Source organism: Bradyrhizobium sp. 159 (assembly GCF_023073795.1).
Lineage (GTDB): Bacteria > Pseudomonadota > Alphaproteobacteria > Rhizobiales > Xanthobacteraceae > Bradyrhizobium.
Genome location: NZ_JADPKE010000005.1, coordinates 202,869 through 217,237, shown reverse-complemented (window position 1 = coordinate 217,237; position 14,369 = coordinate 202,869). Strand labels below are relative to the sequence as shown.

14 protein-coding genes are annotated in these 14,369 nt (G+C 65.5%); 6 read left to right on the top strand and 8 right to left on the bottom strand.

What is annotated here, in order from left to right; all coding sequences use genetic code 11:
* Window positions 1-274 precede the first annotated feature (274 nt).
* The gene (locus IVA96_RS01565) at window positions 275-796 is read left to right on the top strand and encodes a hypothetical protein (protein ID WP_247277607.1); all 522 of its coding nucleotides are present in this window, start codon (window positions 275-277) and stop codon (window positions 794-796) included.
* Window positions 797-1,040: 244 nt separating this feature from the next.
* Here the strand turns inward: IVA96_RS01565 and IVA96_RS01560 are convergent, their stop codons facing one another.
* On the bottom strand, window positions 1,041-1,820 hold the full coding sequence (locus IVA96_RS01560; protein WP_247277606.1) for a protein phosphatase CheZ: 780 nt from the start codon (window positions 1,818-1,820) through the stop codon (window positions 1,041-1,043).
* Window positions 1,821-2,132: 312 nt separating this feature from the next.
* Here IVA96_RS01560 and IVA96_RS01555 point away from each other — a divergent pair, with 312 nt between their 5' ends.
* A complete protein-coding gene (locus IVA96_RS01555) occupies window positions 2,133-2,945 on the top strand; it encodes a L,D-transpeptidase (protein WP_247415091.1) in 813 nt (270 codons plus the stop codon).
* Between the two features lie 652 nt (window positions 2,946-3,597).
* Here IVA96_RS01555 and IVA96_RS01550 read toward each other — a convergent pair.
* The 6 genes from IVA96_RS01550 to IVA96_RS01525 all read right to left on the bottom strand — a co-directional run bounded on the left by IVA96_RS01550 (window position 3,598) and on the right by IVA96_RS01525 (window position 9,528).
* Window positions 3,598-4,410: a DUF2076 domain-containing protein gene (locus IVA96_RS01550; protein WP_247415089.1), complete on the bottom strand. Its 813-nt coding sequence runs from the start codon at window positions 4,408-4,410 to the stop codon at window positions 3,598-3,600.
* A gap of 125 nt (window positions 4,411-4,535) precedes the next feature.
* Window positions 4,536-5,381 carry a ChbG/HpnK family deacetylase gene (locus IVA96_RS01545; protein WP_247277603.1) on the bottom strand — a complete coding sequence of 282 codons (846 nt, stop codon included), beginning with the start codon at window positions 5,379-5,381 and terminating at the stop codon, window positions 4,536-4,538.
* Window positions 5,378-6,424 (bottom strand): glycosyltransferase family 2 protein, encoded by a 1,047-nt coding sequence (locus tag IVA96_RS01540; protein WP_247415087.1) that lies wholly within the window; start codon window positions 6,422-6,424, stop codon window positions 5,378-5,380. The genes IVA96_RS01545 and IVA96_RS01540 overlap by 4 nt, the downstream gene beginning before the upstream one ends.
* A gap of 84 nt (window positions 6,425-6,508) precedes the next feature.
* Window positions 6,509-7,486: an ATP phosphoribosyltransferase gene (gene hisG, locus IVA96_RS01535; RefSeq protein ID WP_247415085.1), complete on the bottom strand. Its 978-nt coding sequence runs from the start codon at window positions 7,484-7,486 to the stop codon at window positions 6,509-6,511.
* A gap of 3 nt (window positions 7,487-7,489) precedes the next feature.
* Complete coding sequence (locus IVA96_RS01530) at window positions 7,490-8,641, bottom strand: ATP phosphoribosyltransferase regulatory subunit (protein ID WP_247277600.1); 1,152 nt, start codon at window positions 8,639-8,641, stop codon at window positions 7,490-7,492.
* A 134-nt stretch (window positions 8,642-8,775) separates the two neighbouring features.
* Window positions 8,776-9,528, bottom strand: coding sequence for a 16S rRNA (uracil(1498)-N(3))-methyltransferase (locus IVA96_RS01525; RefSeq protein ID WP_247277599.1), 753 nt, complete (start codon window positions 9,526-9,528; stop codon window positions 8,776-8,778).
* Between the two features lie 209 nt (window positions 9,529-9,737).
* Here IVA96_RS01525 and IVA96_RS01520 point away from each other — a divergent pair, with 209 nt between their 5' ends.
* Window positions 9,738-10,403: a hypothetical protein gene (locus IVA96_RS01520; protein WP_247277598.1), complete on the top strand. Its 666-nt coding sequence runs from the start codon at window positions 9,738-9,740 to the stop codon at window positions 10,401-10,403.
* Entirely contained in the window at window positions 10,400-11,332 is a 933-nt protein-coding gene (ubiA, locus tag IVA96_RS01515) for a 4-hydroxybenzoate octaprenyltransferase (protein WP_247277597.1), read from the top strand. The genes IVA96_RS01520 and ubiA overlap by 4 nt, the downstream gene beginning before the upstream one ends.
* Window positions 11,333-11,339: 7 nt before the next feature.
* Here the strand turns inward: ubiA and IVA96_RS01510 are convergent, their stop codons facing one another.
* Window positions 11,340-11,858: a DUF6101 family protein gene (locus IVA96_RS01510; protein ID WP_247277596.1), complete on the bottom strand. Its 519-nt coding sequence runs from the start codon at window positions 11,856-11,858 to the stop codon at window positions 11,340-11,342.
* A 305-nt stretch (window positions 11,859-12,163) separates the two neighbouring features.
* Between IVA96_RS01510 and IVA96_RS01505 the strand changes: the two genes are divergently transcribed.
* Complete coding sequence (locus IVA96_RS01505; RefSeq protein ID WP_247277756.1) at window positions 12,164-13,531, top strand: TldD/PmbA family protein; 1,368 nt, start codon at window positions 12,164-12,166, stop codon at window positions 13,529-13,531.
* Window positions 13,518-14,336, top strand: coding sequence for a 3'(2'),5'-bisphosphate nucleotidase CysQ (locus IVA96_RS01500; RefSeq protein ID WP_247277595.1), 819 nt, complete (start codon window positions 13,518-13,520; stop codon window positions 14,334-14,336). Before IVA96_RS01505 ends, IVA96_RS01500 begins: the two co-directional genes overlap by 14 nt.
* Window positions 14,337-14,369 lie beyond the last annotated feature (33 nt).

Here is a 14,369-nt window from a genome sequence, read left to right as displayed (position 1 = left end):
AGGTTGGGGCGGCGCTTCCGCCCACCCTCTTGCCGAGGATCGACGGCGCGCTTAGCAATCGGGCTCTCCCAGTGCTAATAGTGCGCCCGGAAATATGGCTTGGCCGCGATCCTGTCAAGCAAAGGTGGTTAAGCGATTGGTGAGGCGGATATAGGATGGTGGCATTGGAAACTCGTTCGGGGCGCCGGCGTATCAAACGACGGCATTGCTCCGGCAGCGGTTTTGCGCTTGGCTGCTGCAGGGGTGCGGCCATGGTCTTGTTCGGGGGAATGCCATGATCAGTTCAGCTTGCGCGCGCACGGTTGCCAATCTGGCCGCCGCGTCCTGTCTGGCGCTATTGCTGGGCGCCTGCGGCGGCGGCATGAGCCTGCCGTCCTTCTCGTCGTCTTCGCCGCCGCCCGAGGCTGAGCCCGGCACCGGTCCGGAAATGCCTGCGACGATCCGCGCCGACGAGATCGTCGGCCGCTGGGGCCTCGCCTCGTTCCAGAATCCGGCCGACCGGGCGCGCACCGAGGCGGCCGCCCGGGCCCAGTGCAAGAATCCTTATGTGATCACCGCCGGCTCTTCCGGCGGCGTGATCATGCATCTGGCCGACCAAGCGACTCCGCAGGAGCTGCGGCTGAAGGGCTCCCCGAGCGGCAAGAATTACATCGGGCCGGCCGGCCCGACGCCGGGCGACCAGGACCGCGAGATCATCTCCTTCGACGGCCGCGTGCTGATCACCCGTTTCATCGACAAGGACGCTGCCACCCGCTACGGCAACATGGTCTACGTCCGCTGCGCGCCGAGGGCGTGATTGACTTTTCCCCTCTCCCCTTGTGGGCGAGGGTGGCTCGCCGCGACGGCGGCGAGACGGGGAGGGGTCTCTCTCCCCGAAATCCAACTTCATTTGAGTTCGCGGATACAGACCCCTTATCCGGCGCTTCGCGCCACCTTCTCCCACAAGGGGAGAAGGGAAGAAGGGCGCGCGATCGACGTCTCCAAAAACAAGAACGCCGGCCCCCAAGGCCGGCGTCTCGTTCTCATATCCTCGCGTCCGCTCAGTCGAACAGCGCGTCGATGTCGTCCTGCGAGGCGTGGCCGACGTCGCCGGCGAGCTTCGGGCCGTTGAGGAGCTTCTCGTCCTCGCTGCGGTTGTCGACATGCGCGGGCACATGGGCCTTGATCGCGTCGACGCCGCCCCAGATCTCCATCATCGCATTGATGTGCTGCTCGATGAACTTCATCGTGGTCATGACCTTGCTGATGCGCTGGCCGGTCAGGTCCTGGAAGTTGCAGGCTTCGAAGATCGAGATGACGCGTTCCTGGATGTCGTCGGCGAGCCGCTTCTGCTGATCGGCCGATTGCACCTTGGACATCGCGCTGGCCGCCTGGTCGATCGACTCGGCGGCTTCGAGGATTTGCTGGGTCGCCTGCTCGGTGCCGCCGACGACCGCGCCAAGCTCGCCATTGACCTTGGCCATTTCGCCGCCGTCGAAGCTCTTGCCGTGCAGCGTCGCGATCTCGCGCTTGGTGCGGTCGATGGCGTCGTGGATGAGGTCGAGCTCGACCTTCAGCTTCTCGCACTGTTCGATCTGGGCCCGGTAGGTCTCGAGCATGGTGCGGGCCTCGGAGAGCTCGTGGGTGGTGGAGGCATCGATCGCCGCCATGGCGGCGCTGCCGGACAGCGGAATAGTGCCCTTCGCCATCTGTGCGCGGATCGCTCGCAGCTCGGCCATGATCTCGCTGTGCATCGGGATTGCCTCTTCGGTTTCGTCAAGAATCGGCATCTCGCCACCGACGATGTCTTCGACACGGAAACGTTTGCGGTGAACAGCCATCAGGTACTCCCCCACCTCACTCACGCGTCTTTGTAGGCAGAAGCGATTTAACACGAAGTTCACAGCAGGAACCGATGCGCGGCGTCGCGCGCCGCCGCGCAAGGACGCGATTAACCATGGCCTTGCTGCATTCACCGAAAATAAACGCTGATCGCCAAATTGCCCCGCGCTTGACGATGTGGTGAATCCAAAGGCTGCTTCCGTTTACCAAACAAAACGGCTTTTGCTTTTTATTGACCACGCCGAGGGACGCGGATCAGCCACCAGCTCTCCACGGCATGCGATCTAGACGAAACAGTACAGAGTACGTCGATGTTCAAGAAAATGTCCGTCGCGCTGCTCGGCAGCGCTTGCACCGTCATTGCGGGCGCAAACAGCGCCAGCGCCTTCGACAACAGGGTGCCGAACGATCCGCCCGCGGTGCTCTATGCCCCGCAAGTGCCGCCGGCGCCAGTGCGCGTCGCCTCAAATTCGAACATGGGCGGCGGCTTCATCGAGTTTCTATTCGGTGACGGTCCCGGTCGTGGTCCGGCCTACGCGCCCGAGCGGCCGGTGTATCAGCAGCAGCCGGCCTATTACGACCAGCGCCGTCTGCCGCCGATGGGCGAGCCGCAGATGCAAGGCGCGCTTCTGCAAGGTGCGGTCCAGCAGGACGCGATCGATCCGCGGCAGCGTCCGTTCGATCCGAAATTCGAGAAGCAACTCGTCGATTATAGCGGCAAGGAAAGTCCCGGCACGATCTTGGTCGATACGCCGAACAAGTTCCTCTATCTGGTCGAGGGCAATGGCAGGGCAATGCGCTACGGTATCGGTGTGGGTCGTCCCGGCTTCACCTGGTCGGGCGTGAAGTCGATCACGGCCAAGCGCGAATGGCCAGACTGGACGCCGCCGGCGGAAATGCTCGCGCGCCGCCCCGATCTGCCCCGGCATATGGAAGGCGGCCCGGAAAATCCGCTCGGCGCCCGCGCGATGTATCTGGGCTCTACGCTCTATCGCATTCACGGCTCCAACGAGCCCTGGACCATCGGCACCAACGTCTCCTCCGGCTGCATCCGCATGCGCAACGAGGACGTCATCGACCTCTATAGCCGCGTCAATGTCGGCACCAAGGTCGTGGTGATGTGAACGTCATGCGCTCGATGTGAGCCGACCTCTGCGTGTCGCGCCAGCTCGCGATGCGCGGCATCGAAGGCGTTGCGTGCCGCCGGCGTACGCCTTCAGCTAGGGTCTATGCTCGCTGGCGGTGACGCGTCGACCCGAAACGATGGGCAAGCGAGCGGCGGCGACGAGTTGACGAATGGGAATGCGGTGCGCGAGCGGAGCGGTTCAACCGCCGCGCCGACCGCTCCGCCTTCCTGACACGCTCGTGCAGTCCCTCCAACTCATACAATTCGGTGATGAGATGCGTTGTCACGTCGGTCAAGGTTGCAATGCGCTGCTGAAGTGGACTCATTTCTAAAAACCCCAACTATAACCAGAGAGGCAGCCACGTCGGTGTGTGTGGCATGAGCAACGTGTTCTTCAAGTTGAACACCCATGTCCAAATTTGGAAATCCGGGAGTCTACGGCCGCGCGTGTCAGAGGGCGATTTCGTGTTTCATGGTGAACTCGGCGCGTGCGGCCACGTTCAGCTCCGTGCAATGCAGCAAGCGTGCGGATTAGTCATATTGTATCGATCGGATTCTCTGTGCGACGTGGCAGCGAGGGCGCTTGAGTTATCCGGTAAAAGAAAACGGCCGCCTAAAGGCGACCGCTGCGCATCTATCGGGCGAATTGCTCACGCGTAATCGCTGCCGCCGTCGTCGCCACCGCCGAAGTCGCTGTCGTCGGCCACATCCATGTTGTCGTCGCGATCGTCGTCATAGCTCTGATCGTTGTTGTTGTCCCGGTCGTTCGACGCCTGGTCGAAGAAGCCCTGGCGGGAGTCGCGATTCGAGCCGATGTCGTTGAGGCCCGCGTCGCGCGCCAGCGAACCGCCTGACTGATCGCTGCCGCCCCAGGGGCTGCGGTCGCCCAAGGCGCTGGTGTCGCCAAAAGCCTGCTGATGCGGTCCGCCCATCATGCCGCGGATGCTGGAGAGCAGCAGCGAGCCGCCGACGACGCCGGCTGCCGCCGCCGCCGCCGTGCCGAGGAACGAGCCGCCGCCACCGCCGATAGGGGGCGCGCCATAGCCCTGACCCGGACCTTGGCCGTAGGCCTGTCCGTAAGGCGGCTGACCATAACCCGGCTGGCCTTGCTGCATCGCCTGGCCGCTGTTCCAGACCGGCCGCGAATCGCGCGGCGGCACGTTCGGCACAGAACTGCGCGACGAGCCACCGCCGAATAACGTGTCACGCATCGTATCTAGGAAGCCGCCGGACTGCGCCTGCTCGGGCGCCTGCCCCGCTTCCAGCTCCTGGATGCGGCCGTGGGCGCGCTTCAGCGCTTCGTCCTGCAGCAGCACGGTCTGGACCAGCGCGTAGATCGCACCGGGTGCCTTGCGCAAGCCGTCGGAGATCGCGGCGATCGCGTCGGGATCGCGCGGTGCATTTTCGAGTTTGGTAAGCCGGTCGAAAAGCTCGTCGACGAGCTGGCGTTCCTGCGGCGTCATGATCTGTCTCCTTCGCGCAAAACCAAGCGCGAGGCAGATGTAGGGTTCCATTGTGGCCCCAACAGTGCCGGCCGGATTAAATTTCGGTATGCGACAAGCTGCCTCGCACGGCCGTTTCGGCGATTTCACCCCAGCGTGACGCCACTGTCCGCCAGCAGACGTGGGAATGCGTCGCCGGCGAGATAAGCGTGCTCGCGTTCGCGCACATCCGTCATCGGGTCGAGGCCAACAAGGACGTCATCGACGAATCCGGGATGGCACATCACGAGACCACCGTCGGGGAGGCCTTCCAGGAACTGCCGCATCAATGCGCCGAAATCGGCCGCCCGCGTGAAGTCGTAAGCGCCGGCGAAGCCTGGATTGAAGCTGAGGCCGGCGCTGCCGGCGCGGCGGCGGAATTGGGCGCTGAGGATATCGAGCACCATGGCCTTTGGTGACGCCAGCCGCCGCGCCAGCGGCAGGTTGCGGCCGCCCTGGCGTACCCACGCGTTCGGTGCGGTCTCGCTAACGGCATCGACAAAGCCGTCGCGCACCTGCGGATAGAGCTGGACGTGCTGGTGGCCATCGACGAAGTCGGGCGCACGTCCGAATGCTTCCATGAAAGCTGCGAGCTGCGCCTTCACCTCGTTGCGAAAGAATTCGCGGTCGAGCCGTCGCATCAGTGCGGCGCGCAGCAGCTTCGGAAAGGCCAAGAACATGTCGCCGTCGAGTGGACGGAAATGCATGGTGAGCGGCCGGAACGGTGCCGACAGCGTCACGTGGAGGCCGATCGCGCAGTGCGGGCTCGATTTGGCTGCCGCGTCCAGCGCTTCGATCTCGCTGCGCGCGATCGCAGGTCCCACCATCATCACCGACGTGGCGTTGAGGCGGCCGCGTTCGATCAGGTCGCGGATGGCGCGATTGACGCCCGCGCTGATACCGTAATCGTCGGCGCAGAGCCAGATTCGCCGCAGACTCGCGGCCGCGCTCATTCGGCCGCCGTCCGCTTCGAAGCGTCGTCGGCGTTGTCGGTCTCGAAGCGCTTTTCGCTGTGCTCGGCGACGAAGTAGATCGGGCGCGCCTTTAGCTCGGAGAGGATCTTGCCGATATATTCGCCGACGATGCCGATCATGATGAGCTGCACGCCGCCGATGGTCATCAGGCCGACCACGAGCGAGGGATAGCCTGGCACCTGCTTGCCAGTCGTGAACACCTCCCAGAGGATCGAGAGGCCGAACAGGAAGGCGATCCCGGCGAGCACCACGCCGAGCAGGCTGGCGAAGCGCAAGGGAGCGACCGAGAACGAGGTCAGGCCCTCGATCGACAGGCCGAGCAGGCGTGCGGCGTTGAAAGTGGTGGCGCCATGGGCGCGCGGCGCCGGTTCGTAGTCGACGCGGATCTGGCGAAAGCCGATCCAGCTGGCCAGTCCCTTGAAGAAGCGGTTGCGCTCCGGCAGCTGTCTCAGCGCTGCAACCGCCCGCGGCGAGAGCAGGCGGAAATCGCCGGCGTCCTCGGGAATCTTCTGCCGCGCGCCCCAATTGATCAGGGCGTAGAAGCCGTGCACGGCGAGCCGGCGCAGGAAGCTTTCGTTGTCGCGATGCGCCTTGGCGGTATAGACGACGTCGTAGCCGTCATCGATCCAGTGCCGCACCAGCTGCTCGACCAGGGCCGGCGGATGCTGGCCGTCGCCGTCCATGAACATGACGGCGCCGAGCCGGGCATGGTCGAGGCCGGCCATCAGCGCCGCCTCCTTGCCGAAATTGCGCGACAGCGAGACCACCTGAACGCCGATTGCGTCAGCCGGCAGGCCGCGGGCGATCGACAGCGTCGCATCCGCGCTGCCGTCGTCGACATAGACGACCTCGCAGGCCAGGCGATAGCGCTGCCGCAAGGTCTTCGCGAGTTCGCAGATCCGCTGGTGCAGGGCGGCGAGGCCCGCCGCCTCATTGTAGACGGGGACGACAATCGACAGTCCCTTCGCGGCGGCGCTGGCCGCGGTGGTCGTCATGCCGGAAACGTCAGAGCCCAGCGTCATCGATCAAGGTTCCAAGGCGTTAGGTCTTATCAACAGCATATGTTAGCTGCGGTTTGCTGTCGCTACGCTGAACGAAACAGAGGCTCACCGCCCCAGAAAGGCCTCGAGCTTGGCGAACAGCGGGTTCTCCCGGTCGAACACGTAGTCGAGCGAAACCACCGAGACGGTATCGGCGCCATGCTCGCGCAGGAAGCTCGCCAGCGCATAGAGTTGGTCCGGGGGGCAGTGCAGCGTCAGCATGCCTGACGAGGTCGGTCCGCCAAACGGGGCCGCGACGCCGAACCGGCTGTGGGCCTCGCCGAGCAGGGCGGCGTCGCATTGCCGAAAGCGGGTGCGGACCTCGCGGTACTTGTTGGCGCGGGCTCGCGCCGCAATGTGATCGAGGATGACGCGCGCAGTCTCGCGTGCCTGCAACGACCAGTCGGCCTCTTTGGAGGCGACCAGATTGGCCTGGCTGCGCAGGATCACGCCGTCGTCGAGCACCCGCAAGCCATTGGCGGCGAGCGTCGCACCGGTCGTAGTGATGTCGACGATCAGCTCGGCGCTGCCCGCCGCGGGCGCGCCTTCGGTGGCGCCGGCGCTTTCGACGATGCGGTAGTCGGTGATGCCGTGGCTCTGGAAGAAGGCGCGGGTCAGATTGACGAACTTGGTCGCGACCCGCATCCGCATGTGATGTTGCTCGCGGAAGCCGGTGGTCACGTCGTCGAGGTCGGCCATGGTGCGGACGTCGATCCAGGCCTGCGGCACCGCGACGACGACATCGGCATAGCCGAAGCCGAGCCCCTCGATCAGTGACACGCGCTTGTCGGCGTCCGCGATGTTCTCGCGCACCAGGTCTTCCCCGGTGACGCCGAGATGCGCAAAACCGCGGGAGAGTTGCGAGGCGATCTCGCTCGCCGAGAGATAGGCGACCTCGACATTGTCGAGACCCGCGATGGCGCCGCGATAGTCGCGGGCACCGCCGGCCTTCGACAGCTTGAGCCCGGCGCGGGCGAAGAAGGCTTCCGTGTTTTCCTGAAGGCGGCCCTTGGAAGGAACGGCCAGAACGAATGGCGCGCTCATGACTTAAGCCCCCACCTTGCGGCCGATCTTGGTCAGCGCGTCCACCCAGACCGAGAAGCCGACCGCGGGAATTGGCTGCACGGAGCCGAGCTGGGTCATCAGCCCGTCATAGCGGCCACCGGCGACCAGCGGCTCGGCGCCATTACCTCTGTGATGCAATTCGAACTCGAAGCCGGTGTAATAGTCGAGCCCGCGGCCGAACGCGGTCGAGAAACGCGTCAGCTTCACGTCGATGCCGCGCGCCGCCATGAAGCCGACCCGGCTCTCGAACTGGTCGATCGCAGCCGTGAGATCGAGCTTGGCATCGGCGGTCAGTGCACGCAGCTTTGCGACGGCATCGTCGGGATTGCCTGCGATCGACAGGAAGCGTTTGAGCACGGTGATCGCCTCGCGCGGCAACGCGCCACCCTTGAGGGTCGATTGCTCGAGGAAGCGGTCGGCAATCTCGGCTGTGGTACGGCCGCCGACATTGGTGGTGCCGGCGATCGACATCAAATCGGTGACGAAGGCGAGCGCCGCCTTGCGGTCCGAGCCGGCCAGCGCAGCGAGCACGCCCTCATATTCGCTGCGGGTCGCGGTGGCCGCGGCCGCCAGTCGCTCCAGATCCTGCTCCAGGCTGATCTTGCGGTTGAAATCCTTGACCAGGCGGCGGCGCCAGACCGGATAGAGATCGAGCGCGTCGAGTAGGGCATTGAACAGCGCGACGTCACCGGTGCGGATCTCGACGTCGCCGACACCGAAGGCGGCAGTTGCCTCCAGGGCCAGCGCCAGCATCTCGGCATCCGCCGCGGCGCGGTCCTGGCGGCCGAAGGACTCGATGCCGGCCTGGAGAAACTCGCTGGCCTGGCCGCCGCGGTATCGGAACACCGGGCCGAGATAGCTGAACCCGGCCGCTTGGCCGGCACGGCCAGAGGCGAGGTAATCGCGCGCCACCGGAATGGTCAGGTCCGGGCGCAGACAGAGCTCCTCGCCCGAGAGGTCCGTGGTCAGGTACAGGCTCTTGCGGATGTCTTCGCCCGAGAGGTCCAGGAACGGCTCGGCCGGTTGCAGGATGGCGGGCTCGGCCCTGACATAGCCCGCCTGCGCGAACGACAACAGCAGCGTATCCGCCCAGGCGGCGGAGCCGGCAGCATTTGAGGTGGCGGTCGCGGTCATAATAGAGGTCCATCGTCCCGGTGGAACCGGGCAGGCAAGGGAAGGGACGGGAATTGGCGCAGCCCTTAGCATGGCCCGAATGCGGTTTCGACCTCCAAAGGATCAATCGCTTAACGGGTGGGCAATTCCCCGGATTAGGTGGACTTGCCCCAATCGCCCAGCACCGCCTGCACCAGCGCCAGGGCCGCCACCGCGGCGGTGTCGGCCCGCATGATCCGCGGGCCGAGCGCCAGCTGCAGGATTTTCGGCTGCCGCAGCAGCAGCGCCCGTTCCTCCTCGGCAAAGCCCCCTTCTGGGCCGATCAGCACGTCGATACCTTTGCCGGCCTCGCGTGCGTTCTGCAGGCTCTGAACGGGGTTTGCAACCGCGGCCGCCTCATCGCAGAAGATGAGCAGGCGGTCTGCGGCGCGCTGGCTGAGGTACCGCTCCAGCGGCACCGGCTCGGCCACCGAGGCGATGCTGAGGATACCGCATTGCTCGGCGGCCTCGACGACGTTGGCGCGCATTCGCTCGGTGTTGACCCGGGAGGCCTGGGTGAACCGGGTTAGGACCGGCTGGAGCCTGGCGGCGCCCATCTCGATGGCCTTCTGGACCATGTAATCCAGCCGGGCATGCTTGAGCGGGGCGAACACGTAGGCCACGTCAGGCAGCCCGTCCTGAAGCCGGGTCTGCTGAAGGATCACAAGGCCATCCGGCCGTTTGCGGCCTTCGATGGCAGCCTGCCACTCGCCGTCCCGGCCGTTGAACGCCAAAACCTCGGCCCCGGCGGGCAGCCGGAGCACGTTGCCCAGATAATTGCTCTGGTCGCGGTCGAGCTGCACCCTGGCGTCTTGGGCGAGGGGGGCGTCGACGAACAGGCGAGGGGCGCGAAAATCGTGGGAAGGCATGGTTCAAAGGTCCAATTTGCCGCCGTTCTTAACCGAAACCAGTATTTTTGGGGGTAAATATCGACGAATTGGTGCGTCTCCGCGCCGCGCTCTTGCCCTATTCAACGGGTTGTTAAGCCCCGGCGGGAATCGTAAAAACGCGAACACGCTGGTTGCGCTTCGATTGGAAGACGCCGAACCCGTAAGCTCCTGCCGGAGAGACTGCCTTCATGATCCGTCGCCTGATGGTCCCGATCACTGCCGCCGCCATGGTCGCCATGGGTGCTGCGGGCGCTAATGCGCAAAGCGCGTTCCCGGCACCGCTGCCAAACCAGGCCGCCACCAGCTCCGCCTTTCCGCCCGTGAACGGCTCGGCACCCGTTGCCTCCGTCGGCACGGCGCCGCAATCATCCTTTCCCGTCAACGGCGCCGCGCCGATCGGCGGTGCCGGCGCTTTCAGCGCAGCTCCGCCGACGCAAGGCGGTCCCGGCGAGGACTGCATGAAGGCCTTCATTCCGCTCCGCGAGGAAGCCGAGAAGCGCGGCAAGCTGATCAAGGCCGCGAGCGACCGTCATGCGCCGCCGGACGAGGCGTGCAAGCTGATCGGCAACTTCAGCCAGGCTGAGCTGAAAATGATCAAGTACATCGAGTCCCACGCCGCCAAATGCGGAATCCCGCCGCAGATCGGCGAGCAGATGAAGACCGGCCACAAGAACACCGAGGCCATGCAGAAGAAGGTCTGCATGGTCGCGCAGCAGATGCAGCAGCAGCAGGCGCGCCCGGCCGGCCCGTCGCTGAGCGAGGTGCTGGGTTCGGGCTCGGCGCCGGAAGCCAATGCCGGCAAGAAGGGCGGCAGCACCTTCGATACGCTCAACGGCAACGTCCTGACCCGATGAGCGATACATCCGCCCGCGTTGCCGACTCTACAGGCAACTGGGTCGATACGCTCGCGCCGCAATGGGCGCGGCCTTATTTGCGCTTGTCCCGCTTCGACCGTCCGATCGGCTCCTGGCTGCTGTTGATGCCGTGCTGGTGGTCGGCGGCGCTCGCCGCCGGCATGGCGCACGAGATCCGCGGCCTGCCGCTCACCATCGTGCTGTTCTTCATCGGCGCCTTCGTGATGCGCGGAGCCGGCTGCACCTGGAACGACATCACCGACCGCGACCTCGATGACAAGGTCGAGCGCACCCGCTCGCGGCCGCTGCCGTCAGGGCAGGTGACCACGAAGCAGGCGCTGCTCTTCATGGTCGCACAGGCGCTGATCGGTCTCGTGGTGCTGTTGCAGTTCAACCGCTTCGCGGTCCTGACCGGCATCGCCTCGCTCTTGATCGTCGCGATCTACCCCTTCATGAAGCGCATCACCTGGTGGCCGCAGATCGTGCTCGGGCTGGCCTTCTCCTGGGGCGCCCTGATGGGATTTGCCGTCACCTTCGGACGCATCGACGTCACCGCGCTCGTGCTCTATGCCGGCGCCATTTCATGGGTGATCGGCTATGACACGATCTACGCGCATCAGGACGCCGAGGACGACGCGCTGATCGGCATCAAATCCACCGCGCGCCTGTTCGGCGCGCATACGCACCAGGCGCTGATCCTGTTCTATGGCTTTGCGGTGATGCTGATCGGCGTCGCGCTGGCTTCAGGCGATGCGGGCTGGCTGGCCTGGCTCGGCCTTGCGGCCTTCGCCGTGCATCTGGCGTGGCAGATCGTGCGGCTGAGGATCGATGATCCCGAACTGTGCCTGCGCCTGTTCAAGTCGAACCGCGATGCGGGGCTGTTGCTATTTGCAGGATTACTCGCCGACGCGGCAATGCGGGCGGCGTAGTTGCCACTCAATCCCTTGCAATGATCTCGCGTTCGCCCTGATGCACGGTGAGTTCGCGCGCGATGCCGGTGCGCCGGCGCATCAAGAATTTCGGGCGGCGGGCGCGGATCGCGTTGGCGCGACGGCGGCGCGGCGCGGGTTTGCGTGCGCCTTCGTCGAGCTGCGGAAGCGCGAAGATCTCGCTCCAGATCGCCCAGGCTTGCGCGATCTCGTCGGCCTCGGCGCCGACCAGCAGCGGAATGGAGAGCGAGGGATCGCGATGCACGAGGACGAGGGTCTGCACCTCGTCATTGCCGCGCAGCGCGACGCCGGTGAAGTCGCTGACACGGACGTTGATGGCCATCTGCATGCCGCGAACGGCACGGCGCAGCACGACACGCTCGCGATGAAGCTCGATCTGCCTGACATGTCCGTCGGCGCGCGGATCGTGCGCATCGAAGCGGACCGGAAGGGAAAGAGGGTCGAGCCGCAAGGAGCGGCTCGACCCGGCGGGAGCGACCCCGCATGTTGCTGTTTGACGCCTCACGGCTTTAGTTCTCCCCGCCGGGATTATGTTCCCGGTCGATGCGAGGACCTTAGCGCGCGCCTTTCCGAAACCGCTTAAAAAGGCTGGTTAACCCACCGTCACTGCTGCTCATGATTGACAAGACCTTGGCGCGCATGATTGACGAGACGTTGCGCGAGAGCTGCGAATCTGAGCTTTTGGCGGGCTGAAAATGCTTGAAGTCCGCGCTATCAGGGCACATCTGTGGGTTCCGGTCCCGAACCCGCCCCAACAGGATTTCGTTCGTGAACTCTTCACCATCCGCAAGCTCGACGCTTTCGACCCAAATGTCGTCGCAGGCCCATCGCGACCTGTTCGATCAGTCCGCGCTCTCCGATCTCGCGCAGCGGCTGGTCGAGGCCGCCAAGCGCGCCGGCGCTGATGCAGCCGATGCCGTCGCAGTACGCGGAGTCTCGCAGGGCGTCGAGGTGCGCGACGGCCGCGTCGAGGAATCCGAGCGGTCCGAGGGCGACGATGTCGGCCTGCGCGTGCTGGTCGGCCAGCGCCAGGCGGTGGTCTCGACCAACGACGTCAGCGGCGATGCCGTGACCAAGCTCGCCGAACGCGCGGTGGCGATGGCGCGTGTTGCGCCCGACGACAAATATGTCGGCCTAGCCGATCCCGCGCTGCTCGCGCGCGACTTCCCCGATCTCGACCTGCTCGATCCCGACCTGCCTACGACCTCAGAGCTCGAGCGCCGCGCGCTTGCGGCCGAAGCTGCGGCGCTCGGCGTGAAGGGGGTGACCAAATCCGGCGGCGCCTCGGCTTCCGCCGGCATCGGCGGCATGGTGCTCGTCACCTCTACCGGCTTCCACGGCTCTTACCTACGCTCCAGCCAGGGCATTTCCGCCACCGCCATATCGGGCGAAGGCACCAGCATGGAGCGCGACTACGACTTCACCTCGGCGCCACACGGCGCCGATTTGTTGTCGCCGGAAACCGTCGGCCGTTCCGCCGGCGAGCGCACGGTGGCGCGCTACAATCCGCGCAAGGTCGAGACCTGCAAGGTGCCCGTCGTGTTCGATCCGCGCGTTGCGGGCTCCCTGGTCGGCCATCTCGTCGGCGCCATCAACGGCGCCTCGATCGCGCGCAAGACCAGTTTCTTGAAGGACAAGCTCGGCCAGCAGCTGTTCGCGAAGAACATTCGCATCGTCGACGATCCCTTGCGCAAGCGCGGCCTGCGCTCGCAGACGTTTGACGCCGAAGGCGTCGCGGTGAGGAAGATCGCGCTGGTCGACGAGGGCGTGCTGACGACCTGGCTGCTCGACTGCGCCACCGCGCGCGAGCTCGGCCTCACCACCACCGGCCACGCCCATCGCGGCGTCTCCTCCTCGCCGTCGCCCGGGCCGTACAACCTGCATCTCGAGGCCGGCACGCCGACGCCGGCCGAGCTGATCGCGGACATCAAGCAGGGCTTCTACGTCACCGACCTGATCGGCTCCGGCGTCAACGGCGTCACCGGCGATTACAGCCGCGGCGCCTCCGGCTTCTGGATCGAGAACGGCGAGATCACCTATCCCGTCAGCGAGGTGACGATCGCCGGACATCTATTCGAGATCTTCAAGTCAATGCAGCCGGCGAACAATCTCGAATTCCGCTACGGCATCAATGCGCCGACGGTGCGCATCGAGGGTTTGACGCTTGGCGGACGCTGACGCGCAATCCCCAGACGCGACCATCCTGACACGCGATGCGGCGCTGCTGAAGGACGCGGTGCGGGACGCGGGCGCGCTGGCGCAGTCGATGTTCCGCACCGAGCTGAAGAAGTGGATCAAGGGGGCATCCTCGCCGGTGTCGGAAGCCGACATCGCGGTCAACAATCTGCTCGAAACGCGCTTGCGCGCTGCGACGCCTGACTATGGCTGGCTGTCCGAGGAAAGTGCCGACGATGCGGCACGGCTGTCGCGGCGACTGACCTGGATCGTCGATCCCATCGACGGCACGCGCAATTATCTGGGCGGTCATGACGATTGGTGCGTGAGCGTCGCGCTGGTCGAGGATACCTCACCGGTGCTTGCCGCGGTGTTCGCACCGGCGCGCGATGAATTCTTCTTCGCGGTCCGCGGCCAGGGCACGACGCTGAACGGGGCGCCGGTGCGGGCGACGTCCGGGTCCGAGTTCGACTTCGCGCGCGTCGCCGGCCCGAAGCCGCTGGTCGAGCGGCTCAATGCCACGGGCGGTGAGATCAAGCTGCATCCGCGAATCGGCTCGCTCGCGCTGCGTCTGTGCCGGGTCGCCGATGGCGCGCTGGATGCGGCCTTTGCGGGCGGCAACAGCCATGATTGGGACCTTGCGGCGGCCGATTTGATCGTGCAGGAAGCGGGTGGTAAGATGAGTGACCTCTCCGGAGAACCCATCCTCTATAACCGCCGGGAAGTGGCGCACGGGGTGCTGGTGGCAGCGGGACGCGATCGTCATGCGGGCATTGTCGCGCATTTTCGAAACCGCCCCTTGCCCTAAGCGCTTCGTCGTGCTTGTCGAACACTGCTTTGC

What these genes read in the sequence shown, in the direction of transcription:
- IVA96_RS01565 (WP_247277607.1), top strand. Translation starts at nt 275, where the DNA reads ATGATCAGTTCAGCTTGCGCGCGCACGGTTGCCAATCTGGCCGCCGCG.
- IVA96_RS01560 (WP_247277606.1), bottom strand. Translation starts at nt 1,820, where the DNA reads ATGGCTGTTCACCGCAAACGTTTCCGTGTCGAAGACATCGTCGGTGGC.
- IVA96_RS01555 (WP_247415091.1), top strand. Translation starts at nt 2,133, where the DNA reads ATGTTCAAGAAAATGTCCGTCGCGCTGCTCGGCAGCGCTTGCACCGTC.
- IVA96_RS01550 (WP_247415089.1), bottom strand. Translation starts at nt 4,410, where the DNA reads ATGACGCCGCAGGAACGCCAGCTCGTCGACGAGCTTTTCGACCGGCTT.
- IVA96_RS01545 (WP_247277603.1), bottom strand. Translation starts at nt 5,381, where the DNA reads ATGAGCGCGGCCGCGAGTCTGCGGCGAATCTGGCTCTGCGCCGACGAT.
- IVA96_RS01540 (WP_247415087.1), bottom strand. Translation starts at nt 6,424, where the DNA reads ATGACGCTGGGCTCTGACGTTTCCGGCATGACGACCACCGCGGCCAGC.
- hisG (WP_247415085.1), bottom strand. Translation starts at nt 7,486, where the DNA reads ATGAGCGCGCCATTCGTTCTGGCCGTTCCTTCCAAGGGCCGCCTTCAG.
- IVA96_RS01530 (WP_247277600.1), bottom strand. Translation starts at nt 8,641, where the DNA reads ATGACCGCGACCGCCACCTCAAATGCTGCCGGCTCCGCCGCCTGGGCG.
- IVA96_RS01525 (WP_247277599.1), bottom strand. Translation starts at nt 9,528, where the DNA reads ATGCCTTCCCACGATTTTCGCGCCCCTCGCCTGTTCGTCGACGCCCCC.
- IVA96_RS01520 (WP_247277598.1), top strand. Translation starts at nt 9,738, where the DNA reads ATGATCCGTCGCCTGATGGTCCCGATCACTGCCGCCGCCATGGTCGCC.
- ubiA (WP_247277597.1), top strand. Translation starts at nt 10,400, where the DNA reads ATGAGCGATACATCCGCCCGCGTTGCCGACTCTACAGGCAACTGGGTC.
- IVA96_RS01505 (WP_247277756.1), top strand. Translation starts at nt 12,164, where the DNA reads ATGTCGTCGCAGGCCCATCGCGACCTGTTCGATCAGTCCGCGCTCTCC.